The sequence below is a fragment of the Aeromonas enteropelogenes genome, from assembly GCF_020097295.1.
GTDB lineage: Bacteria > Pseudomonadota > Gammaproteobacteria > Enterobacterales > Aeromonadaceae > Aeromonas > Aeromonas enteropelogenes.
In genome coordinates this window covers 132,656-157,373 of the sequence record NZ_CP083625.1, presented here as the reverse complement: position 1 = coordinate 157,373, position 24,718 = coordinate 132,656, and the positions used below count along the sequence as shown (strand labels likewise).

The 24,718-nt window shown below is 60.7% G+C and carries 18 protein-coding genes; 5 read left to right on the top strand and 13 right to left on the bottom strand.

Features of this window, described 5'->3' with window-relative positions; all coding sequences use genetic code 11:
- Positions 1-5: 5 nt before the first annotated feature.
- The 11 genes from exeG to LA321_RS00640 all read right to left on the bottom strand — a co-directional run bounded on the left by exeG (position 6) and on the right by LA321_RS00640 (position 13,663).
- Positions 6-437 carry a GspG family T2SS major pseudopilin variant ExeG gene (gene exeG, locus LA321_RS00690; protein ID WP_042073013.1) on the bottom strand — a complete coding sequence of 144 codons (432 nt, stop codon included), beginning with the start codon at positions 435-437 and terminating at the stop codon, positions 6-8.
- Between the two features lie 92 nt (positions 438-529).
- Complete coding sequence (gene exeF / locus LA321_RS00685) at positions 530-1,750, bottom strand: GspF family T2SS innner membrane protein variant ExeF (protein ID WP_042073012.1); 1,221 nt, start codon at positions 1,748-1,750, stop codon at positions 530-532.
- Position 1,751: 1 nt separating this feature from the next.
- Entirely contained in the window at positions 1,752-3,257 is a 1,506-nt protein-coding gene (gspE, locus tag LA321_RS00680) for a type II secretion system ATPase GspE (RefSeq protein ID WP_042073009.1), read from the bottom strand.
- Positions 3,257-5,290 carry a GspD family T2SS secretin variant ExeD gene (gene exeD, locus LA321_RS00675; protein WP_042073008.1) on the bottom strand — a complete coding sequence of 678 codons (2,034 nt, stop codon included), beginning with the start codon at positions 5,288-5,290 and terminating at the stop codon, positions 3,257-3,259. Before exeD ends, gspE begins: the two co-directional genes overlap by 1 nt.
- 22 nt (positions 5,291-5,312) lie before the next feature.
- Positions 5,313-6,185, bottom strand: a complete 873-nt coding sequence (exeC, locus tag LA321_RS00670) for a GspC family type II secretion system variant ExeC (RefSeq protein ID WP_042073007.1) — start codon at positions 6,183-6,185, stop codon at positions 5,313-5,315.
- Positions 6,186-6,411: 226 nt separating this feature from the next.
- Positions 6,412-7,086 carry a GspB family T2SS assembly factor variant ExeB gene (exeB, locus tag LA321_RS00665; RefSeq protein ID WP_042073006.1) on the bottom strand — a complete coding sequence of 225 codons (675 nt, stop codon included), beginning with the start codon at positions 7,084-7,086 and terminating at the stop codon, positions 6,412-6,414.
- The gene (locus LA321_RS00660; RefSeq protein ID WP_042073004.1) at positions 7,086-8,654 is read right to left on the bottom strand and encodes an ExeA family protein; all 1,569 of its coding nucleotides are present in this window, start codon (positions 8,652-8,654) and stop codon (positions 7,086-7,088) included. The genes exeB and LA321_RS00660 overlap by 1 nt, the downstream gene beginning before the upstream one ends.
- 329 nt (positions 8,655-8,983) lie before the next feature.
- The gene (locus LA321_RS00655; protein WP_042073368.1) at positions 8,984-10,429 is read right to left on the bottom strand and encodes an HD domain-containing phosphohydrolase; all 1,446 of its coding nucleotides are present in this window, start codon (positions 10,427-10,429) and stop codon (positions 8,984-8,986) included.
- Between the two features lie 48 nt (positions 10,430-10,477).
- Positions 10,478-11,599, bottom strand: a complete 1,122-nt coding sequence (locus LA321_RS00650) for a beta-ketoacyl-ACP synthase III (RefSeq protein ID WP_042073003.1) — start codon at positions 11,597-11,599, stop codon at positions 10,478-10,480.
- Positions 11,600-11,656: 57 nt separating this feature from the next.
- Complete coding sequence (locus LA321_RS00645) at positions 11,657-12,820, bottom strand: vWA domain-containing protein (protein WP_042073001.1); 1,164 nt, start codon at positions 12,818-12,820, stop codon at positions 11,657-11,659.
- Positions 12,821-13,663: an AAA family ATPase gene (locus LA321_RS00640; RefSeq protein WP_042072999.1), complete on the bottom strand. Its 843-nt coding sequence runs from the start codon at positions 13,661-13,663 to the stop codon at positions 12,821-12,823.
- A 167-nt stretch (positions 13,664-13,830) separates the two neighbouring features.
- Between LA321_RS00640 and cysK the strand changes: the two genes are divergently transcribed.
- The 4 genes from cysK to crr all read left to right on the top strand — a co-directional run bounded on the left by cysK (position 13,831) and on the right by crr (position 17,835).
- The gene (gene cysK, locus LA321_RS00635) at positions 13,831-14,799 is read left to right on the top strand and encodes a cysteine synthase A (RefSeq protein ID WP_042072998.1); all 969 of its coding nucleotides are present in this window, start codon (positions 13,831-13,833) and stop codon (positions 14,797-14,799) included.
- A gap of 453 nt (positions 14,800-15,252) precedes the next feature.
- The gene (locus LA321_RS00630; protein WP_026457936.1) at positions 15,253-15,510 is read left to right on the top strand and encodes an HPr family phosphocarrier protein; all 258 of its coding nucleotides are present in this window, start codon (positions 15,253-15,255) and stop codon (positions 15,508-15,510) included.
- Positions 15,511-15,554: 44 nt separating this feature from the next.
- A complete protein-coding gene (gene ptsI / locus LA321_RS00625; protein ID WP_042027718.1) occupies positions 15,555-17,282 on the top strand; it encodes a phosphoenolpyruvate-protein phosphotransferase PtsI in 1,728 nt (575 codons plus the stop codon).
- 43 nt (positions 17,283-17,325) lie between these two features.
- Positions 17,326-17,835, top strand: a complete 510-nt coding sequence (gene crr, locus LA321_RS00620) for a PTS glucose transporter subunit IIA (protein ID WP_026456550.1) — start codon at positions 17,326-17,328, stop codon at positions 17,833-17,835.
- 443 nt (positions 17,836-18,278) lie between these two features.
- On the opposite strand, the gene mscK is transcribed toward crr, so the two are convergent.
- Positions 18,279-21,602, bottom strand: coding sequence for a mechanosensitive channel MscK (gene mscK / locus LA321_RS00615; protein ID WP_042072996.1), 3,324 nt, complete (start codon positions 21,600-21,602; stop codon positions 18,279-18,281).
- 148 nt (positions 21,603-21,750) lie between these two features.
- Positions 21,751-23,163 carry a pyruvate kinase PykF gene (gene pykF, locus LA321_RS00610; protein WP_042027715.1) on the bottom strand — a complete coding sequence of 471 codons (1,413 nt, stop codon included), beginning with the start codon at positions 23,161-23,163 and terminating at the stop codon, positions 21,751-21,753.
- A 726-nt stretch (positions 23,164-23,889) separates the two neighbouring features.
- On the opposite strand from pykF, the gene LA321_RS00605 reads away from it, so the two are divergent.
- A complete protein-coding gene (locus LA321_RS00605) occupies positions 23,890-24,654 on the top strand; it encodes a DODA-type extradiol aromatic ring-opening family dioxygenase (protein WP_042072992.1) in 765 nt (254 codons plus the stop codon).
- The last annotated feature ends 64 nt before the right edge of the window (positions 24,655-24,718 follow it).

Genomic DNA, 24,718 nt, shown 5'->3' with positions numbered 1-24,718 from the left:
TTCACTTACTGGAAGTCCTTCAGGTTCCAGTTGCCGATGTCATCATCGCTGCCGGCTTCGCCATCCGGTCCCATGGTGAAGATGTCGAGCTTGCCAAACTGGCCCGGGCTCAGCAGCTGATACGGGTTGCCCCAGGGATCCTGCGGCAGGCGCTTGATGTAGCCACCCTCACGGTAGCTGCGCGGCGCCGGATCGACGGTCGGCTGGGTGACCAGGGCTTCCAGCCCCTGCTCTGTGGTCGGGTAGCGGTTGTTGTCCAGCTTGTACATGTCGAGGGCATTTTCCAGCGCGACTATGTCGGAGACCGCCTTCTGCTGGTCGGCCTTCTCCTTGTTGCCCATCAGGTTGGGCACCACCAGGCTGGCCAGGATCCCGAGGATCACGATGACCACCATGACTTCCAGCAGGGTAAAACCGGATTGACGACGTTTATTCATGAGTTGCTCCGTAACGAATGAGATGGGCTGACCCATCAGAGATTGCTTAATGGGTTCGACTGGCCGACTGGGGCCCGCCGAACGCCGGAACCTTATAAATTCACCATATTGTTGAGCTCGAGGATCGGCTGCAGGATCGACATCACGATAAACAGCACCACCCCGGCCATGGAGACCACCAGCATGGGTTCGAATACCCCGAGGGCGATGTTGACCTGGGACTCGAACTCCCGATCCTGGTTGTCCGCAGCCCGTTCCAGCATGCTGTCGAGCTCGCCGCTCTGCTCGCCGGAGGCGATCATGTGCAGCATCATGGGCGGGAAAATCCTGGTTTCCGCCAAGGATTTGCGCAGGCTGGTCCCCTCGCGCACCCGCTCGGTGGCTTCAGCTATCCGCATCCGGGCAAAGTCGTTGGAGAGCACTTCACCGGCGATCCGCATCCCTTCCAGCAGCGGTACAGCGCTGGCGTTGAGGATGCTCAAGGTGCGGGCGAAACGGGCTGTGTTGAGGCCGCGGCTGACCCGGCCTATCACCGGCAGGCGCAAGATGACCTGATGCCAGCGGCGGCGACGCTTGTCGTCGGTGAGCCACCAGCGCCAGACCAGGCTGCCGGCAAACAGCAGCAGCAGGAACCAGAGGCCATAGGCCTGCATCAGCTCGCTGGTACCGATAAGAAAACGGGTGGTGCCGGGCAGCTGCTGGCCCATGTGCTCGAACTGGGCCACCACCTTGGGTACCACGGCGGTGAGCAGAATGGAGATGACACCGATGGCCACGCAGGTGAGAACGATGGGGTAGATCATCGCCTGCAGCAGCTTGGTGCGCATGTGCTGGCGCTGCTCGGTATAGTCGGCCAGGCGGTTGAGCACCTTCTCCAGGTGACCGGACTTCTCGCCGGCCGCCACCATGGAGCGAAACAGCTGATCGAACACATGAGGGAAGGCCCCCAGGGAGTCGGCCAGCGAATACCCCTCCACCACCTTGCTGCGCACTGTCGCCACCAGGCTGCGCAGATGGGCCTTCTCGCACTGTTCGGCGACCGCCTTGAGGGCCTCTTCGATGGTGAGGCCGGCGCCCACCAGGGTTGCCAGCTGGCGGGTGATGAGGGCCAGCTCGGCGGTGCTGGCACCGCGGCGAAACAGGGCGAAGCGGGTCGCCTCCCGTTTTGCCTTCTCGGTGGTCTCGTTCACCTCCAGCGGGGTGAGTCCCTGTTCACGCAGCAGCTGGCGCACCTGGCGGGCGGAATCCCCCTCCAGCACGCCGCTCTTGCTGCGTCCCCGGTTGTCGAGTGCCTTGTATTCGAATGCCGCCATCTCAATCTTCCCGGGTCACGCGCAGCACCTCTTCCAGGCTGGTCTGCCCCTTGAGCACCTTGTCGATGCCGTCGCGGCGGATGCTGGGAGTGTGCTCGCGGATGAGGCGCTCGATGGCCATCTCGCCACTGGCGCCGTGAATGGCCTCGCGCACTGCTTCGTCCACCACCACCAGCTCGTGGATGCCGGTACGGCCGCGATAGCCGGTGTGGTTGCACTGCTCGCAGCCCATCGGATGCCAGATCTGCTGATCGGCGGTCAGTTCGATACCCATGGCGAGGCGCTCCTGCTCGGTGACCGGGCGCGGGGCGCGACAATCCGGGCAGAGGGTGCGCACCAGGCGCTGGGCCAGCACTGCCAGCAAGGATGAAGAGAGCAGGAAGGGCTCGATCCCCATGTCCCGCATCCGGGTGATGGCGCCGATGGCGGTGTTGGTGTGCAGGGTCGACATCACCAGGTGACCGGTCAGGGATGCCTGCACCGCGATCTGGGCGGTCTCCAGATCGCGGATTTCCCCTACCATCACCACGTCCGGATCCTGACGCAATATGGCGCGCAGGCCGCGGGCGAAGGTCATGTCCACCTTGCTGTTGACCTGAGTCTGGCCGACCCCTTCCAGGTCATATTCGATGGGGTCTTCCACCGTGAGGATGTTGCGATCCCGCGAGTTGATTTCGGAGAGCGCCGCATACAGGGTGGTGGACTTGCCCGAGCCGGTCGGGCCGGTCACCAGGATAATGCCGTGGGGCTTTCTGATGAGCTCGCTGATGATGGTGCGGTTGCGCTGGGTCATGCCGAGCTGCTTGAGCTCGAGGCGGATGGTGTTTTTGTCGAGCAGACGCAATACCACCCGCTCGCCATAGCTTGACGGCATGGTGGAGACCCGCACGTCGACGGCGCGCCCGCCGATGCGCAGGGAGATGCGGCCATCCTGGGGCACCCGCTTCTCGGCGATGTCCATGCGCGACATCACCTTGATGCGTGATACCAGCAAGGAGGCGAGCTTGCGATGGGGGCGCAGGATCTCCCGCAGCACCCCATCGATGCGAAAACGAATGACCAGGGCGCGCTCGAAGGTCTCGATATGGATGTCCGATGCCTCCTCTTTGATCGCCTCGCTCAGCATGGCGTTGATGAGGCGGATGATGGGGGCGTCGTCATCGGCATCCAGCAGATCCTCGCTCTGGGGCAGCTCTTCGGCGAGAGTGAAGAAGTCCATCTCGTTGCCGAGATCTTCCATCAGCTGGCGCGCCTCGGAGGAGTCGCGCTGGTAGTGGGCCATCAGCAGCTCTTCGAAGGCGTCGCCATCGAGCATCTCCACCGTGAAGGGGACGCCGGCGACCCGACGCACCTCGAGCAGGGCCTGCGGTGTGACCCCCTGACGGCACTGCAGCAGGGGGGCGCCATCACGCTCGGTGAGGATCACCCCGAAGTTGCGGGCAAACGCAAAGGGCAGTTCGGGCAGTGGCGGCGGCAGTTCGCTGTCGTCCAGCTGGTAGGCGTTCATCAGGGCTTGCTCTGCACAAAGGGAGTGATGCTCTCGACCGTGCTTTGCTGGCGAAGCTGCATCTGCTGGAGCTGCTTTTTCACCTCGGGGGAGACCATTACATCCTGACCGTATTCCGGCAGCACCTGGCGCTTGGGCGAGGTGAGGTAGGCATCCTGAGCGGCGGCCTCCAGCTGCTCGGCGCGGAACAGGGAGTACTTGTTGTTGGAGATGCCGGAGTAGACATTGGCATCACGCAGTATGGTCGGCCGGATAAAGACCATCAGGTTGCGCTTGGAGGTCGTATTGGCGGTGGAGCGGAACAGGTAGCCCAGCACGGGGATATCCCCCAGCACCGGCACCTTGGAGATCTCCTCCTTGGTCTGTTCGTCCATCAGGCCGCCCAGCACCACTGTCTCGCCACTTTTCACCAGCACGGCGTTTTTCACGGTACGGGTATCGAAGGTGGGTCCGAGCTCTGCGGTGCCCGAGGCCTGCGCCTTGGCCACGCTGGAGACCTCCTGCTCTATGGTGAGCAGCACCGAATCCCCCTCGTTGATCTGGGGAGTGACCACCAGCTTGGTGCCCACAGTCTTGCGCTCTATGGTGTTGAAGATGTTGTCGCCCGAGGTGGAGCTTTGCGACCCAGTCTGGACCGGTACCTCCTGACCCACGTTGAACGACGCCTCCTTGTTGTCCATGGTGACTATGCTCGGGGTGGAGAGAATATCGCTCTTGGTGTTGGAGGCGAGCGCCGTGGCCAGCATGGCCCAGTCGCCATGGTAGAAGCCGGCGGCCATGCCGTTGAAGCCGCTCAGCAGGTTGCCAAGGCCGTCGGTGTTGCCGTTGTCCTTGTAATCCTTGCCCGCGATGATGGCAGAGCCGAGTCCGACTCCTGTATTGGTGAACTGGGTGCCACCGCCATTGGCGTTGCCCCACTGGACCCCGAGGTTGAGGCCATCGCCATCCAGCATCTCGACGATGATGGCTTCGACCAGCACCTGGGCACGGCGGATATCGAGCTTGGCGATCACCTGCTCGAGCTCCGCCATCACGTCAGGCTGAGCGGTGATGACCAGGGCATTGGTGGTCTCGTCGGCGGAGATGGCAAGCTTGCCACCGCCGATGCTGGCGCCCCCCGTGGTGGCCGCCGTGCCCCCCTTCTTGTCGGCCTCGATACTGGAGCTGACCCCCTTGAGCACCTCGACCATATCCTTGGCCTTGCCATATTTGAGGTAGAAGACCCGGGTGTTGCCCTGGCTCTGGAGATCCCGATCAAGCTGGCGCACCATCTGGATGATGCGGGCGCGCGCCTTGGGTTCGCCGCTGACCACCACCGAGTTGGTGCGCTCATCGGCCACCACCTTGGGGCTCAGCAGCAGGCTGGCGGTGCTTCCCTGTGGGTTGCCATCCTTGTTGAGGTTGGTCACCAGGCGCACCATTTCGCCGGCGGAGGCGTATTTCAGCTTGATGATGTCGACTTCCTGATCCCCGGCGCGGTCAACCCGGTTGACCACTTCCACCAGGCGATTGACCACGGCGGCGCGACCGGTGATGAGCAGCACGTTGGACGGGTCGTAATGGACCACGTTACCGCCGCCGGCGTTGTCGTTGAGCTGGCGCAGCAGGGGGGCGAGTTCGCGCACCGAGACGTTGCGCACCGGCACCACCCGGGTCACCATTTCGTCGCCGGAGCCCGGGTTGTTGCCATCCACCACCGGAATGGCGGAGGTCTTGGCATCCCGCGAGCGCAGCACCTTGAGCACGCCGTTGTCCATGGGGACCACGGCAAAGCCGTAGACGTCGAGCACGCTCAGGAAGAACTGGTAGTACTGATCCTCGTTGAGCAGGTCATAGCTGCGCACGTTGATCTTGCCCCGCACCGACGGCTCTATGATGACGGTCCGGTTGAGGTTCTTGCTCACCGTGTTGATGAACTCTTCGATTTCGACGTTTTTGAAACTGGCCGCGTATTCGGTGGCCCAGGCACTGCCTGCCATCATCAGTGCCGCGGCCATGGTAGCCAGACGCCAGCCTTTCCCTTTAGTGCTCATTCTTGGTACGACTCCAAAATTATTATTCTGCCAGGCTCACATAGACGTCGAGCTGTTCGCCCTGACGCTCTATGGTTACCGTCATTTCCGTGGCGCCAGCCATCTGTTGCATCGCCTGCATGGCTTGCATGTTGTCCCGTAAATCCAGTCCGTTGATGGCGATGGCCAGATCATTGGCCTGCAGTCCGCTCTGGTTGAAGAGGGCCGGATTGCTGCCCGGATTGAGGCGATAGCCCGTCATCCGGCCATCCACCTGCACCGGTGAAACATTGAGGTAATCGGTGATCTTGCCCGGGTTGGCCATCAGCTCCTGGCGCAGGTCGGTGAGGGTGCTGCCCGGTTTCTCCGGGGTCGGCAGCGGCTTGCCGTACTCTTCCCCGTCCAGCATCAGGGTCTCGTCACGGCCGTTGTGGGCGATGATGACCCGATCGGCAAAGATCTGGCGGATCTTGGCCTGGGTGCCGTCGATCATATCCCCGACACCGTAGGAGTTCTGGCGCCCGGAGATGGCGATGATGGCGATCGATCTGGCCGGATCCGAGCTCGCCAGCACGCCGTTGAGCTGGGCATTGAGTTGGGTTCGGGGGGCATTGGCGGCCACGGCAGTGTTGTCCTGCGCCCTGGGCAGGGGCTTGCCAAAGAGAGCCAGCCGGCTGATGTCATCGAGCTCGATGCGCGGGCTGTCCGGTCTGGCAGTGGCGGCCATGGCCGGTTGCCAGGGTTCGCTCTGCTGGGGGCTTGCCAGGGTGAGCAAACGCCAGGTCAGGCTGGCACTCTGCTGGGCCAGCATGAGCAGCAGCACCAGGAATACCAGCTGGGCAATCCTGGTCATGGGGAGGCGCCGGCACTGGACCAGCAGCCTGGTAAACATGTCGTCCCTGAATCGTAGCGTCATATTAATCAATCACTTCCAGGTTCCGGTGTGGTTGCGTATTGTGAACGGCCCGTTTGCATGACACAACAGGCGTATGCATACAGGTGAGTATTTAATCATTTCGTCGCAAGGAGACACGGCGCCACTTGTACGCCAGGCGTCAGGGGTTGTCAGTTGTGACCCGTTTGGCATCCTCTTCATATCACAGACCCGCGACCCGGGGTGAACGGTTTGCTTCATCACCCTGCTAACCATGCCAGTCCTGCAGTGCCTTGAGGGTGACGCTCTGCCCGCCCACATCCAGCACTATGTACTCCTGCGCGATGGCGGCGAGGCGCACGCCGGGCGCCAGGTCACTTCCCTCCCGGTATTCACGGCCATTGAGCAGCACGGTGCGTTTGGCCGGGTTGGAGGAGAAGACATGGGAGCCGTACATCAGCGGCGGCACCTGCTGGCGCACCGCGGGCGGCGCCGCATTCAGGCTCATCAGTTGGCTCGGAGCGACCGCTGGCCCGCTGGCCCGGGGTTCCTGCAGCGGTGTCTCATTGAGGGCGCGCAGCAACTGTTCGGCCAGACTCGGGGCCGGGTTGCTATTTTTAGCCACCACCCTGGGTTGCTGCACCACGGGCTCCGGCAAGGGAGGCGGCAGTGGTCGGGTGATCATCGCCTTGGGCTCGACTCGCACGAAGGGGGGCCTGACCACCTCCTTTACCTCGACCTTCTCCTCGATGGGGCGGTTGTGCAGCAGGTGCCAGCCATAGTTGGCGCCGGCGCCCAGCAGCAGGGCCAGCGGTGCGAGCAGCCAGCCGATGCGGCGAGGGTGACGCTCCTCCTCCCGGGGTAGCGGCAGCCCCATGGCGGGGATATGGGCCGGGATGGCCGGTTGTTCGGCGCGGCGCAGCGCCTTGAGCAGGGTAGACATCAGGAGGCCTCCTCCAGTCTGGGCATGGGCTCGCCGGAGAGGGCGTTGAGACGCAGCAGGGTATTGCTGCCGGCGATGCCGTCCGGGGTCAGCCCCTGATCCCGCTGGAACTGCTGCAGTTTTTGCTTGAGCTCGCCATCGAAGCGGCGCACCTTGCGTTCCGGTTGCTGCAGAGCGCGGCTCAGGGCGTTGTCGAGCCACTGGAGCTGGGATTGGCCAGCGTTGCTGCTGATGAGGCCCACGCCACCCTTGGGCATGCGCCACAACAGGGTGTAGCTGCCGCCCCAGTTATCCTGGAGCCACTGGCGCTCTACCTCCCAGCTCTGATCGCCGATCATCAGGCTGGCCTGCTTGGGACCCAGGGTCACCAGGGTGGCGTAGTAGATCCCGCCGGTCTCGTCGGTCAGGGTGATCATGGCGGGGTGCTGCAGGGCGCGCAGCTCCTCGAGGCTTGCTTCCCCCTCCTGGCAGCGCAGGCCGGCACGGGGGGCATTGGCACAGGTGGCGTCGTCCAGTTCGGGTTCATATCCCCATACCCGGTAGAGATTCTGCATAGCGCTGTCGGGATCGAGCGCCTGGTTGATTGCCTCGGTCAGCTGCTCCTGCTGCTCGGCGGTCTCGTCTATGGTGACTGGCACCTCGACCTTGACCACTGGGCGTTCGGGAAAAACGCCGAAAAATTGCCAGCCCCACCAGCCGGCAGCCACCAGCAGGGCGCCGGCCAGGGTCACGGTCAGCCCCGAGAGCCAGCTCCCTTCGTCCCGTACACCGGTCACCTCGAAGGCCGCCTGGCTGATGTCGGCAGGGGCGACCTTGTAGCTGGCGCGGGCGAAGGCGGCGATCAGGGCACGATCGCAGATGAGGTTGATGAGGCGGGGCACGCCGCCGCTCAGGCGATGCAGGGTCTGGACCGCACCCGGGGTAAAGATGGGCTGCACGCAACCGGCCACCTGCAGGCGGAACCTGACGTAGGCATCCACGTCAGTGGCGGAGAGCGGCAACAGGTGGTAACGGGCGGTGATGCGCTGGGCCAGCTGGCGCAGCAGGGGCTGACGCAGCATCTGCTGCAGCTCCGGCTGGCCTATCAACACCACCTGCAACAGCTTCTTGTCGTCGGTTTCGAGGTTGGTCAGCAGGCGCAGCTGCTCCAGCACACCGGGCAGCAGGTGCTGCGCCTCGTCCACCAGTACCACGCTGCGCTTGCCCGCCGCCAGGTTGGCCAGCAGGTGATCGCGAATGAGGTCGAATAACGCCTTGATCCCGGCCTCTTCCCCATAGGCAAGCTGGAACTCGTCGCAGATGGCGGCCAGCAGATCCCGTTCGGTCAGGGAGGGGTTGAGGATGTAGGCGATCTCGGTTTCCTCCGGCAGCTGTTGCAACAGGCAGCGGGAGACTGTGGTCTTGCCGGTACCCACCTCGCCGGTCAGCAGCACGAAGCCGCCCCCATCCTGCAATCCGTAGGTGAGGTGAGCCAGGGCTTCGCCGTGGCGTTCACTCATATAGAGGTACTTTGGATTGGGGGAAATGGAGAACGGAGGTTCCGAGAGGCCGAAGAACTGTGTGTACATGGGTATTCTTTTGTGACCGGCGGCAGGTGATAAAGATTCAGGGATGATAACAAACCTGGCTCTGATTGGCAGTCATGATTGGCTCCTTCGGCCCCATATCGTCACTTTTATATCGCCTTGTGATCCAGGTTCCATAATTCTCGGGTCCAAATGACCAAAAAATGACACATTATTTAAAAATAATATATTTATCAGCTGGTTGTGTGTGAGGGAGGAAAACGTTAGCGCGCCTCTGAGGGCCATCAACCGTAGTGAATGAAGGGGATTATGGCGGCTGCGAAAGGGGAATGACGCTTGAGGGGAGGGCCGCCATGTTGGCGGCCCCTTTGTCAGTGACTGTCCTGAAAGCGGGCGGCAATCTGCTGGAAATTTGCCTCACAGGCGAGGAAAGCATCGACGATGGCAGGATCGAAATGGCTGCCGCGGCCCCGGACGATGATCGCCTTCGCCTCCTCATGGCTGAAGGCGGGCTTGTAGACCCGCTTCGAGATGAGGGCGTCGTAGACATCCGCCACTGCCATCAGTCGGCCGGAGAGGGGGATCGCCTCGCCGACCAGGCCGCTCGGATAACCGCTGCCATCCCACTTCTCGTGATGGGTGAGGGCAATTTCCCGCGCCAGGTGCAGGAAGGAGTTGGAGCCGAGCTGGGCCTCGGCGCTCGCCAGGGCATCGGCGCCTATCTGGGGGTGGCGCTTCATGATGGCGAACTCCTCGTCAGTCAGCTTGCCCGGCTTGAGCAGGATGGCATCGGGAATGCCCACCTTGCCCACATCGTGCAGGGGGGCCGACTTGAACAGCAGATCGATGGTGGCGTCGTCCAGCGGGTAGCGGGCCCGTTCGTGATGGCTCAGGTATTCGGCCAGCACCTTGACGTAGTGCTGGGTACGGATGATATGGGCGCCGGTCTCGTTGTCCCGGGTCTCCGCGAGGGAGGCGAGCCCCAGGATGGCCACATCCCGGGTCAGGTGCAGCTCGTCATGGCGCGCTTTCAGCTCCCCGATCATCTGATTGGTGCTGGCGGCAATCAGACCGAACTCATCATCCCGGATAACCGGCACCCGGGCATTGAGATCGCCGCACTGCACCCTGGCCATGGTGCGGGTCTGGTGCATCAGGGTCAGGGAGAGGTTGCGGCCATAGCCGTGAATGATCAGGGAGAGATAGCCGAAAGTCACCGCCATCACGAAGGCTATTTCCAGCAGTATGTAGTGCTGGGCTGCGAGGTGCGGCAAGGTCTCCCCGACCGTGATCAGCCACTCCAGATCCTTGTTGAACAGCAGGAAGAAGACGGCTCCCAACAGGGTCAGGGTCGCCAGGGCAAACAGGGAGAGTTTGCGCGAAACCGGCATCGCCAACGGATGACTCAGGGCGAAGGCGCCCTGCTGTTCCCGCTGTTTGGCACTGAGCCAGTCCCGGGCCAGGGTCAGGTCCGCCGCCACTAGAAAGCCCAAGGTCGTCATGCCCAGCAGGATCTTGAGATGACTCTCCAGTGGGAAGGTGTGCACCAGGGCGTTGTAGGTGGAGATCATCAGGGCGCCCAGCAGGAAGAAGCCGACCTCGAGCCCGAAACCGCCCAGCCCCCGGGCGGTGAGGCGGCTGCGTGGCAGCAGCCAGCTGCGCATGACGAACATGAAGGTGAAGGCCACCAGGGTGGGCATGACCAGCTGGGGCAGGGTCAGGCTCTCGAGAAACGGGCAGACCTGCAGCCCGTAGAGACAAAAGAGTGACAGTGTCACGCCATAGTGAAGGGCACAGCGCCCCGTGATCTTCTGCATAATGTCGCCCAAACAACGGATGATTGTTATGAGGGGCCAGGCCCCTTTTTACAGGCGCCGCAGCAGCAGGCTGCCGATGGAATAACCGGCTCCGAATGAGCAAAGCACGCCGCAGGCCCCCGAAGGAAGGTCGCGATTGTACAGATGGAACGCGATAATGGAACCAGCAGAGCTGGTATTGCCGTAACTGTCGAGGATCACCGGGGCCTCCTGCTGGCTGGCATCGTGCCCCAGCAGCTTGCGGGCGATGAACTGGTTCATGGCGAGGTTGGCCTGATGAAGCCAGAGCCGGTTCAAGGCATCCGCCCTCCAACCCTGCTCGTCCAGCTGGTCGGCGATCAGGTCGCACACCATGGGCAGCACCTCCTTGAACACCTTGCGCCCCTGCTGGCGAAACAGCTTGTCATCGCCGTAGCGGGTGCGTGGGCTCAGCCGGTTTAAAAAGCCGAAGTTGTTGCGGATGTTGTTGGAGTACTGGGTCATCAGCTTGCTGGCCACCAGTTGCCAGGGGTTGGCCACCTTGCAATCGGTCTCCCGTTCCAGCAGCACGGCGGTGCAGGCGTCGCCGAAGATAAAATGGCTGTCTCTGTCGCGAAAGTTGAGGTGGCCCGAGCAGATCTCCGGGTTGACCACCAGCGCCAGTTTGGCTGTGCCTGCCGCCAGCAGATCCGCCGCCGTCTTGATGCCGAAGGTGGCGGAGGAGCAGGCCACGTTCATGTCAAAGGCCATGCCGCTCGCCCCCAGATAGTGTTGCAGCTCGATGGCCAGCGCCGGGTAGGGGCGCGGCATATTGGAGGCAGCGACGATGACCAGATCGATCTCCCCCGGCTCGCGTCCGGCGGCGATCAGCGCCTGCTCGGCGGCAGCCACCGCCATCTCCACCATGATGGAGGGCTTGTCATCGGGGCGCTCCGCCATCAATGGCTGCATAATGTCGGGATCCAGCACACCTTCCTTGCTCACCAGATAGCGGCTCTTGATGCCGGAGGCCTTCTCGATGAATTCGCTGCTCGAATGCTGTTTGGCGGGCAGCTGGCCGGCGTCGATGGCGGAGGCATTCTCCTCGTTGTAGAGATCCACATACTGGTTGAAGGCGGCCACCAGCTCTTCATTGCTGACGGCAAAGGGTGGGGTATAGAGGCCTGAGCCACTGATCACGATAGGGGTCATCTTTGCTCCTCGCCGGGTGCACTCCCGGCTTGTTGTCCGTTCGGGTAGAGAGGTTCATTACAGCTGGTCGATAGCTTGGGTGAGACCGGCCAGGGTCAGCGGGTGCATGCGCCCGCCGATCAATTCGTTCATTAGCTTGATGGAGGGGTGCCAGAGCCACTCCCGGCGCGGGGTGGGGTTGATCCACACCAGCTTGGGAAAATGCTGCTGCAGGCGGGCGAGCCATACCTGGCCGGGCTCCTCGTTCCACTGTTCGACACTGCCGCCGGGCCAGGTTATTTCGTAGGGACCCATGGTGGCATCCCCCACCAGGATCACCCGGTAGTCGCTGCCATAGGTGCGCAGCAGCCGCAGGGTGTCGAAGCGCTCCTCGTGCCTGCGGGCGTTGTCCTGCCAGACAAAATCGTAGAGGCAGTTGTGAAAATAGAAGTACTCCAGGTGCTTGAACTCGTGGCGTAGGGCGGAAAAGAGCCGTTGCACCTCGGCCACGTGGGCATCCATGGAGCCCCCCACGTCGAAAAAGACCAAGAGCTTGACCCCGTTGTGACGCTCGGGGCGCAGCTTCACATCGAGCCAGCCTTGCCTGGCCGTGCTCTGGATGGTGTCGTCGAGATCCAGCTCGTCGGGGCTGCCCTGGCGCACCCAGCGCCTGAGTTTGCGCAGCGCCAGTTGGATGGCCCGTTGGCCCAAAGGCGAATCGTCGCTGAAGTTGCGGTAGTGGCGCGCCTCCCACACCTTGACCGCCCGGCTGTACTGTCCCTCTCCCCCCATGCGGATCCCTTCCGGGTGAAAACCGCCGTGGCCAAACGGGCTGCCGCCGCCGGTGCCGACCCACTTGTTGCCGCCGGCGTGACGTTCCTTTTGTTCCGCCAGACGCTGGCTGAGGGTCTCCAGCAGCTGGTCGAGTCCGCCGAGGGACTTGAGCAACGCCTTCTCCTCGGGGCTCAGCAGCCGTTCGAACTCCTTGCGCAGCCAGTCGTCGGGTAGCGCTTCGGGCAACAGGGGAGTGGTCTGCAGGCCGTCGTAGTATTCGGCGAAGGCGCGATCGAAGCGATCGAAATGGGCCTCGTCTTTCACCAGCAGGGTGCGGGCAAGCAAATAGAAGTCATCCATGTCGACGCTGGCCAGGCGAGCCCCCAGGGCGGCGTGCAGGTCAAGCAGTTCACGCAGGCTGCAGGGAAGCTTGTGGCGGCGCAGGTGGGTAAAAAAATCGATCAGCATCTAGCTACCACGGCGGGCCAGGAAGGCGAGCTTCTCAAAGAGATGCAGATCCTGCTCTGTCTTGAGCAGGGCGCCATAGAGAGCGGGCACCAGCTTGCCGGGCTCGCGGGTGCGCATTGCCTCCGGGGCGATATCGTCGGCCAAGAGCAGCCGGATCCAGTCCAGCAGCTCCGAGGTGGAGGGTTTCTTGCGCAGTCCCTCCACATCCCGCAGCTCGAAGAAGAGCGCCATGGCCTCATCCAGCAGCGCATCCTTCAGGGTCGGGTAGTGCAGCCTGACGATGGCCTGCATCTCGGCCTTGTCGGGGAAGCGAATGTAGTGAAAGAAGCAGCGGCGCAGGAAGGCATCCGGCAGCTCCTTTTCGTTGTTGGAGGTGATGATGACCACGGGGCGCTGGCGGGCCCTGACGCGCTCGCTGGTCTCGTAGACGTCGAACTCCATGCGATCCAGCTCCAGCAGCAGATCGTTGGGAAACTCGATGTCTGCCTTGTCGATCTCGTCGATGAGCAGCACGGGGCGCTGGTCGGCGGTAAAGGCCTGCCACAGCTTGCCGCGACGAATGTAGTGGTCGATGTTGGCGACGTTCGGATCGCCGAGCTGGGAGTCCCGCAGCCGGGCCACCGCATCGTATTCGTAGAGCCCCTGCTGGGCCTTGGTAGTGGACTTGATATGCCAGGCGATAAGTTCAGTGCCCAGATGGTCGGCGACCGCCTCGGCCAGTACCGTCTTGCCGGTGCCCGGCTCGCCTTTGATGAGCAGCGGTTTCTCCAGCACGATGGCGGCATTGACCGCCATGCTCAGTGCATCAGAGGCAAGATAGTGGCTGCTTCCTGAAAATCCCATAGCGTCCGATCCTTTGACGAGGGGAGGCCCGTGGTGATGGCGGGACTCAGTGAGAGAATAAGCTCTATATGTTGTAATAACATATTGTTATAACGATTCGTCACTTCTCATTCAGAAACCACAGGGTAATCTTGTTTCATCGCCTTAACAAACACAGGGATAGCACCATGAGCAAAATTTTCGAGGACAACAGCCAGACCATAGGCAACACCCCGCTGGTTCGTCTCAACCGTGTTACCAAGGGCCGCGTGCTGGCCAAGATCGAGAGTCGCAACCCGAGCTTCAGCGTCAAGTGCCGGATCGGCGCCAACCTCATCTGGGATGCCGAGAAGCGCGGCGTGCTGACCAAGGGCAAGGAGATCATCGAGCCCACCAGCGGCAACACGGGTATTGCTCTGGCCTTTGTGGCCGCTGCTCGTGGCTATCCCATCACCCTGACCATGCCGGCCACCATGAGCCTGGAGCGTCGCAAGCTGCTCAAGGCACTCGGTGCCAACCTGATACTGACCGAGGGGCCGCTCGGCATGAAGGGTGCCATCGCCAAGGCCAACGAGATCCTAGAATCCGAGCCGGGCAAATATGTCCTGCTGCAGCAATTTGAAAACCCGGCCAACCCGGAAATCCATGAAAAAACCACTGGCCCCGAGATCTGGGACGCCACCGATGGTGAGGTGGATGTGTTTGTGGCTGGCGTCGGTACCGGCGGTACCATCACGGGTGTCTCCCGCTATCTGAAACAGACCAAAGGCAAGGCCGTGGTCTCCGTGGCCGTCGAGCCGGCCGAATCTCCCGTCATCAGCCAGAAACTGGCGGGTGAAGAGATCAAACCGGGCCCCCACAAGATCCAGGGGATCGGTGCCGGCTTCATTCCGGGCAACCTGGATCTAACCCTGCTGGACAGAGTCGAGCAGGTGACCAGCGACGAGGCCATCGAGATGGCGCGCCGTTTGATGGAAGAGGAGGGCATCCTGGCAGGGATAAGCTCGGGCGCCGCCGTGGTCGCAGCCAGCCGTCTGGCCGAACTGCCGGAGTTTGAAGGCAAGACCATCGTCGTCATCCTGCCGAGCGCAGCGGAGCGTTACCTCTCCAGCGCCCTGTTTGCCGGGGTGTTCACCGAGCAGGAACTGCAGCAGTAAATGTACGGATCTTTTCAAAACAACGGCGCTCCTCGGAGCGCCGTTTTGTTATGGACTAGACTCTGCACTTGGCCGTGACGCGAGGGAGCGTCACTCGACCCTTATTTTTTGGGGTAAAATAACAAGCGTTGCCGCGACAAAAAAAGCAGACATTCTGTGATAAATCTCATATCCTGTGCGGCGTCACGCGGTTTTTGATGGCTAGGTATCACAAAGTAACAAAGTGTTATTTTTCGTTATAAATTAATTTCAGGCCAGTCCTGATGCGGCTTTCAGCCGGATAATGGAAAAACACCGGCCAACAAACCGATTACTGCACAGAAACTTGACCTGGATTAAACCATTGCGGGTCTGCTTTCGTTACTTTACAACATATCCATACTGACACGGTGGGGCGAATCGTTTGATAAACGCTCAATCCATCAAAAAATATCAATAATATGGGGTGAAACCATGTACGAGAAGTCTGTTGTTATTACTGCTGAAAACGGCCTGCACACCCGTCCGGCAGCTCAGTTCGTGAAAGAAGCCAAAGAATTCCAAAGCGAGATCACTGTGGTCTCCGGTGGCAAGTCCGCCAGCGCCAAGAGCCTGTTCAAGCTGCAGACTCTGGGCCTGACCAAAGGCACCAACGTGACCATCCAGGCCGAAGGTCCGGATGCTCAGCAAGCCGTTGAGAAGCTGGTTGCCCTGATGGACGAGCTGGAGTAATCCAGCTTTATTCCTCCCCCACAGTCGTTTTAATAGGAAGGATTATGATATCTGGCATTCTTGCGTCCCCCGGTATCGCATTCGGTAAGGCGCTTCTTCTGAAAGAAGATGAGATCGTTATCAATCAAGGCAAGATTTCTGCCGATCAGATTGATGCCGAGATCAACCGTTTCCTCGAAGCTCGCACCAAGTCAGCTGCCCAGCTGGAAGCCATCAAAGAGATGGCCGGTCGTACCTTCGGTGAGGAAAAAGAGGCCATCTTCGAAGGTCACATCATGCTGCTCGAAGATGAGGAGCTGGAAGGGGATATCAAATCCTTCATCAAAGACAACAAGGCTTCCGCCGACAAGGCGATTTACGAGGTTATCGAACAGTACGCCAAGATGATGGCCGAGCTGGACGACCCCTACTTGCGTGAGCGCGCCACCGATTTCCGTGACATCGGCACCCGTCTGGTCAAGAACGTACTGGGCATCGCCGTTGTCAACCTGAGCACCATCGACGAAGAGGTTATCCTGGTCGCCAAAGACCTGACCCCGTCCGAAACCGCTCAAATCAACCTGAAGTACGTGCTGGGCTTCGTCACCGACATCGGTGGCCGTACCTCCCACACCTCCATCATGGCCCGCTCCCTGGAGCTGCCGGCCATCGTAGGTACCAACGACATCACCGAGCGTGTCAAGAACGGTGACGTGCTGGTGCTGGATGCGATCAACAACCAGATCGTGATCAACCCGACTGCCGAACAACTGGCCAAATTCAAAGAGATCCAGGCCCAGTTCCAGGCCGAGAAGGACGAGCTGGCCAAGCTCAAAGATCTGCCCGCCATCACGCTGGATGGTCACCAGGTCGAAGTGTGCGCCAACATCGGTACTGTGAAGGATACCGAGGGTGCCATCCGTAATGGCGCCGAAGGCGTGGGTCTGTACCGTACCGAGTTCCTGTTCATGGATCGCGATGCGCTGCCGACCGAAGACGAGCAGTTCAAAGCCTACAAAGAAGTGGCCGAAGCGATGCCGGATCAGCCGATCATCGTGCGTACCATGGACATCGGCGGCGACAAAGAACTGCCGTACATGAATTTCCCGAAAGAGATGAACCCCTTCCTGGGCTGGCGTGCCGTGCGTATCTTCTTCGATCGCGCCGACATCATGAACGCCCAGCTGCGGGCCATTCTGCGTGCGTCTGCCTTCGGCAAACTGCGCATCATGTTCCCGATGATCATCTCCGTCGAAGAGTTCCGTAGCCTCAAAGCTACCGTAGAGACGCTGAAGGCCGAACTGCGTGCCGAAGGCAAAGCCTTTGATGAAGCCATCGAAGTGGGTATCATGATCGAGACCCCGGCTGCTGCCGTCATGGCTCATCATCTGGCCAAGGAAGTGGATTTCTTCAGTATCGGTACCAACGACCTGACCCAGTACACCCTGGCTGTCGACCGTGGTAACGAGATGATCTCCGCCATGTACAACCCGCTGTCACCCTCCGTCCTGACCCTGATCAAGATGGTTATCGATGCGTCCCACGCCGAAGGCAAGTGGACCGGTATGTGTGGTGAACTGGCTGGTGACGAGCGTGCCACCCTGCTGCTGCTGGGTATGGGTCTGGATGAGTTCTCCATGAGCGCCATCTCTGTACCGCGTATCAAGAAGCTTATCCGCAACACCAACTTCGAAGATGTGAAGGCGATGGCTGACCAAGCACTGAGCTTCGCCACTGCCGCAGAAATCGAAGCCTGTGTAGATAACTTTATTAAGCAGAAGGCAGTCTGCTAAGATCGGCTGCAAACAGCGACAAATCATCTCTAGGAGCTTTACTATGGGTCTGTTTGATAAACTGAAGAAACTGGTTTCCGACGATAGCTCTGATACCGGTGGCATCGAAATCTTTGCTCCGCTGTCAGGCGAAATCGTGCCGATCGAAGATGTGCCCGATGTTGTCTTCGCCGAGAAGATCGTGGGTGACGGTATTGCCATCAAGCCGGCTGGCAACAAGATGGTTGCTCCGTGCGACGGTACCATCGGCAAGATTTTCGAGACCAACCATGCGTTCTCTCTGGAATCCGACTCTGGTATCGAGCTGTTCGTTCATTTCGGTATCGACACCGTTGAGCTGAAAGGTGAAGGTTTCACCCGTATCGCTCAGGAAGGTCAACAGGTCAAGCGTGGCGACACCATCATCGAGTTCGATCTGGCTGTGCTGGAAGCGAAAGCCAAATCTACCCTGACTCCTGTGGTCATCTCCAACATGGACGAGATCAAAGAGCTGGTGAAGATGACTGGTGCCGTTGTTGTGGGCGAGACCCCGGTTATCCGCATCAAGAAATAATGCAGCGCTGGCCTGTGCCAGCCACTGCAGTAAAAAACCGAAGCCTTGTGCTTCGGTTTTTTTATGGCCGCTGTTCTATGGTGCAGGGCGCTTTCAGCACAGGAGAAGTGCGTTATTTCATCAGCCAGGCCATGAGTGTGAAACCGGAGATCGCACTGATAACTGCTCTACGTTCTACGTGAGCGCTCAGCGGCCTATGGTCTACGGTTGGCAACGGCCATCATATCCATAAGCGGCTGGAAGGCGTAGGCACCCTGATAGGGTGAGCAGAAGGCTACCAAGGGAGGTAGCGCATCTGGCTGGCTCATTGTAGCTATGGGTTGTCCCCTTGTGCAGAACACTGGGAAGGGGTCTTGCCGTGGCCCCCCTCTGCCTTGTAGCAGGCATAAAAAAGCCGCTCACAGGGTGAGCGGCTTTTGTCATCGGATGGCCGGCAAGAATTATCAGGCTGGCTGCTGGCCGGGCTCTGCAAGCGGCAGGCTGGAGTGGGACTCCAGCTTCTGCTCCTCTCCCTGCATGTTCTTGATGTAGACATCCATCTGGTTGAAGGCGATCTCGATGCCGTTCTCGCGGAACAGGGCATCGATCTTGCGGTTCAGCTCATCGATGGCCGGGTTGCGATCACCCAGTTCGCTCACGAAGAAGCGCAGCTCGTGATCCAGAGTGCTGGCGCCAAAGGTGAGGAAGAAGACGATGGGTTCCGGATCCTTGAGCACCCGGCTGTTCTCCATGGCTGCCTGCATCAGCAGGGTACGGGTCAGCTCGAGATCGGAGCCATAGGCCACCCCGACCCGCACGATGACGCGGGTGATGGTGTCACTCAGGGACCAGTTGATCAGCCGTTCGGTCATCAACTGCTGGTTGGGGATGATCACTTCCTTGCGGTCGAAGTCGGTCAGGGTGGTAGCACGAATGCGGATCCTGGAGACGGTGCCGGAGAAGCTGCCGATGGTGACGGTGTCACCGATCCGCACCGGGCGCTCGAACAGGATGATGATGCCGGAGACGAAGTTGGAGAGGATCTCCTTCATGCCAAAACCGATACCGACTGACAGGCCACCCGCTACCCACTGCAGCTTATCCCACTGGACGCCCATCATGGAGAGAGCGGTCAGAGAACCGACACCGATCAGCACATAGTTGAGCATGGTGGTGATGGCGTAGGCGGTGCCCTGGGCCAGGTTCAGCTTGGAGAGCACCAGCACCTCCAGCAGACCGGGCAGGTTGCGGGCCAGCGACCAGGCTCCCCCCAGCAGGAGGAAACCGATCAACACGTCGCTCAGGCTTATGGGGAAGAGCACTGCATTGGCGCCAGTCCCTTCACTGCGATGCCACAACACCATGCTGTCGAGGTAGGCGAAGACCGCCACCAGATCGGACCAGAGCCAGTAGAAGGCGACGCCAAAGATCAGTAGCAGCACGGTGCGAGTCAGACGCAGGGACTGCTGGCTGACCTCTTCCAGATCCATGGGCTGCTCTTCGATGGATTCTCCCCCTTCCGCATCTTCTTGGGCCTTGTGCTCCCGCTTGGCCACGGCACGGCGGTAGGCCAGGCGGCGGGCCGCCAGCTCGAGGCCACGCAGGGCGGTGCGATAGACCAGGCTCCAGAGGATGAGCATGTAGAAGGATTCGATCAGGCGACCGGTCAGTTTCAATGCCGTGTAGTAGTAGCCCAGACCGACCAGTATGATCAGGGCCACGGGGGCCAGCGCCAGAGCCATGGCGACTATGGACTTCTGCATGCTCGTCTCGCCCTTCATGCGGGCGCGGGAGATGGGGAAGACCAGATAGGCGGTCAGGCCCAGTAGCGCCAGAGTGAGCGCCTGGCCGATCACGTCGTTGCCAAGGGTGGAGGGTTCAACTACCGCCTTGGTCGACAGCATGATGAGGGGCAGCAGCGGCAGCCACAGATAGTGCATGCTGTTGCGCTTGGCCTGCAGCTCGGCTTTCGGTATGCGGAAGTGGCTTTCGGCGATGCCGCCCGGACGCATCACGGAGAGGTAGACGCTGAACACCAGATAACCCAGTGCGAGGTTCAGGGTGATCTGGAAGATAAGCTTGGGCGTGAGCAGACCACAGTAGGTCAGCAGCAGGCCGATGGCGAGGATGAACAGGCTGCCCGGCAGGCGCTCCAGCACGGTATATAAGAGGGCCGCCGGGGTATGCCACTGGCTGTCCTGGCGGAAGCGGCCGAGATCCTTGGCGATCTTCTTCTGGCGCTCGATCAGGGTCGGGCGCTTCCAGATCAGCAGACCGGCGACCAGCATCAGGGGAAGGGAGAGCAGCGAAATGGGCAGTACCATTTCACCCCAACCCTTCCAGTCAGGTTTCAGCACCCAGTCGGAGGCCTGCTTGAAGGCCTGGGCTGGCCAGCTGATGAACCACTTGCCGTCGATGGGCTTGTTGCTGCTTACCCAGAAGATATGTTGCTGCAGGGTAAACTCGACCGAGGCATAGACCCGGCTCAGCTGCTGCTGGGTCAGCTGCAGGCTGATGGCATTGGTGAGCTGGCTGTCGAGCTGGCGGTTGAGCTGATCCAGCAGATTGATGCGGGTATCGAGCAGCTTGGAAAGGCTGGCCCTGTCTTCGGCAGTGACGGGATCGGGGCTCTGGGCGATGAGGTTGTCCAGATACTGGTTCTTCTGGAACAGCTGGTCGCGTTGCTGGCTCAGCTCGAACTGGGCCAGATGCAGGTCGGCAATCTGCTCTTCCAGGTTCTTGACGGCGACGGTCGGTGCCGCCTCCAGCTGCTGGTAGAGCTGATAGAGAATGCGCGAGAGCAGCAGATTGCCCTTGAGCATCTGCACCTGTTCATTGAGGTTGCGTTCGGTCTGGGTGCCGCGCTCCAGCCAGCTCTTGGCCTGCAGATTCTTCTGCACCAGCGAGTTGAGGTTGGTAGTGGCGCTGATCAGCTGCTGGCTGAGCTGGTGGTTGATCTCCTGCTCTCTTTGCACCAGCGGACTGTCTTCGGTGGCCACCAGCTCGCCGGTCTGCTCGGCGGTTTTCTCGGTGTCACCCAGGCGCTTGGCGCTGCTCTGCTCCTGCAGTAGTTGCAGCTTTTGCTCTTCGCTGGCGAGACGGGCGCTCTGGTAGTCGCGCTGTTTTATCGCGAGATCCTGCATGCTGGTACGGTTGTCCAGCTCCTTCTGCAGATTGGCCAGCTGCAACTCGAGCAGTGCCAGCTCGGTATTGAGTTTCATCTTCTCGGCACTGCTGACACCCTCGCCGGTATTGAGGCGGCTGCGGATCTCCTGGCTGCGCAGGTAGACCCGGCTCATGCTGGTCTGGGCGCGCTCCGGCAGTGTCTGCAGGTTGGTGAGCTGGCTGGCGATGGCACCGAGGGCTTCCTGGGCGTTTTGCATGTTCGCCAGCACATCGGGCTGGCGGCTCTCCAGCTCGTTCAGGCTCATGCTGGCGTATTCGCTCTTGATCTGCTCCGCACTCTTGCCCTCGTTCAGGGCGTTGAGTTTGGCGCCGATGTCGCGGATCTCGGCCGGAAGTGCCCGGATCCGCTGAGCCTGGGCCTTGGCCTTCGCCTCTTCCTTGTCGATGCTGTCGAGCAGGCTGAGGGTGTCGGTCAGAAATTTCTGATCGGCTTGTTGCGAGACGGTGAGGGTCTCGGATTTACCCAGGCTGTCCAGGGCACGCTGGACGCTGGCGCGCTGGGGAACCTCTTGTGCCATGGCCTGCGCAGTGCAGAGGCTGGCGAGTAGACAGAGCAGCGGCAGCAGGGTGGCCGAGGCTCTTTTCAATCGTATTGAGAGCATAAAACTTCCGGGTTATTACTCGATGTACGGGGGATATCCCGCTTAAATTAAAACCGCGTGGATTCTATCATCGGGTTTGTCAGGGAAGCAGGGGGAGAGATAAAAAAAACGGCGCCCGCAGGCGCCGTTTTCAGCAGTTCGGTACGGATTACAGTACGTGAACAGAAGCGGTGTTGGTGGTGCCGCTCGGTACCAGAGCACCGGAAACCATGACAACCACGTCACCCTTCTGACCCATGCCGCTCTCCAGCGCCACTTCTTTACCGATGCGATAGAAATCGTCGGTAGAGGCGATGCTGTCAACCACGTGAGTCATGACACCCTTGGTCAGTACCAGCTGGGCAGCAGTCTTCTTGTTGGTGGTGATGGCCAGGATCCAGGCTTTCGGGAAGTACTTGCGGATGGCCTTGGCGGATTTGCCGCCTTCGGTGGCAACCACGATCAGCGGGGCATCCAGCTTCTCGGTGGTCTCTACCGCGCCCTTGCACACGGCTTCGGTGATGCGCAGCTTGTTGCTGTCGTTGGACGCAGACAGGTTGGACGGCATCACGGCATCGGTGCGCTCGCAGATGGTGGCCATGATGGTCACGGCTTCCAGCGGGTATTTACCCTTGGCGGACTCACCGGACAGCATGACCGCATCGGTACCGTCCAGGATGGCGTTGGCCACGTCGCCGGCTTCGGCGCGGGTCGGACGCGGGTTCTTGATCATGGAGTCCAGCATCTGGGTCGCAGTGATGACCACTTTGCGGGCCTTGTTGCACTTGGCGATGATCATCTTCTGGGCGAAGATCACCTCTTCAACCGGGATCTCTACACCCATGTCGCCACGAGCAACCATGATGCCGTCGGAAACAGCCAGGATGTCGTCGAAGTTGTCCAGGCCTTCCTGGTTTTCGATCTTGGAGATGATCTGGATGTTCTCGCCACCGTGGGCCTTCAGGTGCTCACGGATTTCCAGTACGTCTTCTTTCTTGCGGATGAAAGAAGCCGCAACGAAATCAACGCCCTGCTCGCAACCGAAGATCAGGTCGCGCTTGTCTTTCTCGGCCAGGGCCGGCAGCTTGATGGATACGCCCGGCAGGTTGACACCCTTGTTCTCGCCCAGGTCACCGTTGTTCAGCACTTTACAGACAACTTCGCGCTCGGTGATTTCGATGACGTCCAGACCGATCAGGCCGTCGTCAACCAGGATGCGGTTGCCGACGCGCAGGTCGTTGGCGAAACCCGGATAGGTCACGGCGACCTTGTCCTTGTTGCCAACCACGGTCTGGTCGGTGGTGAAGGTGAAGGTCTGGCCGGCGACCAGAGCGACATCGTTGCCACCTTCCAGCTTCATGGTGCGGATTTCGGGACCCTTGGTGTCCAGCAGGATGGCGGCTTGCTTGCCGGTTTCGGCCATCACGGCACGCAGGTTGCTGATACGGGTACCGTGCTCTTCGTAGTCACCGTGGGAGAAGTTCAGGCGCATGACGTTCATGCCGGCATCCAGCATCTTGGCCAGCATTTCTTTGGATTCGGTCTTGGGACCGATGGTGCAGACGATTTTGGTCTTTTTCATGTCAGTCTTCATGGTTAAGGAGTTTCCGCCGAGCAATATACACCAGTTTTTGGATTCTTTTTATGATCCAGAAACAACGTTTTGACCAGATAACGTTTTCTTTTCAGGGATAACGTTTTCCTGATTGTCACTTTTCAGGGTATACACCTACTGGTCTGAGCTGACAGGGGACAAGTGTTTCCATCTGTGTCTTGGCGGCCGATTCGGGAGCAAATGTTGTAAAATGACAACTTGCTCAGTGTCACCATCCTGTCACCCGCATGGGCAAGAATGTTAGTTCATTCGTCGGCATCTGAAGGGTTTCGGGATGAAAAACAGTGGATGGGCGGGGCCAGGGCTGTTTCTGCTAGGGGCCAGCCTGCTGGTGATGCAGGTGCTGCCAACGCGCTTTTGGCCAGACAATCAAGGCTGGCTAAGCGGAGTGCCACGGCACGAAAGTGCGCTGACACTGGGCTGGCGGGAATGGCAGGATCAGCAAGTGGCCACCAGGCTGGCCAGCCGTCTCCTGGTTGTGGGGGAGAGGGGTACCGATAAACGAAATGCTCACTTGCCCGCAGAGCGGCAAGAGTGAAGCGTGGTTTTAGCTCCCGGTGATTATCAATAATTGGTAAACAGTGCTTATCCATTTCACCTGATTGTTAACCTGAAATGGTGGGCAGATAATGTACTCCAACGGCGTTATTCCTTGTGAATGGCGCCACCCGATACCTTGTTGGAGTGACTGTCATGTCCCTTGCCCCTGTCTGGTTTATCTCCCACGGCGCCCCGGATCTGGTGCTGCGGGATCGCCCCGCCACCCGCTTCCTGAGCTCCCTGCGACTGGGGGAGCTCAAGGGGCTGGTGGTCATCTCCGCCCACTGGTTCAGCCGCGAGCTGGAGCTCAACGTCGAGCCGGCTCCGGCCCTGATGTACGACTTCTACGGCTTCCCCGAGCCGCTCTACCATATGCGCTGGCCTGCCAGTAGCCCGGCCTGGCTGCAGCAGGCCGTGGGTGACGAGCTGGCGGTGGCCGGATGGCAGGCCAGTGCCGTGCGGCGGGAGCTGGACCACGGGGTCTGGTCACCCATGTCGCTGATAGACCCGGACAGCGAGATCCCGTTGGCGCAGGTATCCATCCCCGTGAACTTCACCCCGGCGCAGCTGTGGCAGCTCGGGGAAGCGCTGGGCCGGCTGCGCGAGCAGGGGATCGGCATCCTTGCCTCCGGCGCCATCACCCACAACCTGAGGGCACTCGGACCGGATCACTCCCCCACGGCCCCCTGGGCCCGGGAGTTTGTCCGCTGGCTCGAGCAGATGATGGCGCAAGGGGACAAGCAGGCGCTGCTCGACTATCGCCGGCTGGCCCCCGGGGCGGTGGAGTCCCATCCCCACGACGATCACCTGCGCCCCCTGTTTGTGGCGCTGGGGGCCGCCAGAGGGGAGAGCCCTGCCCGGTTGCACGAAAGCTGGGATCTGGGCAGCCTTTATATGGGGGCCTACCGTTTCGACTAAGGCGCTCGCGGTGGGTATGAACGACAAGGCCCCGCCATTTGGCGGGGCCTTTTGCTATGCAATC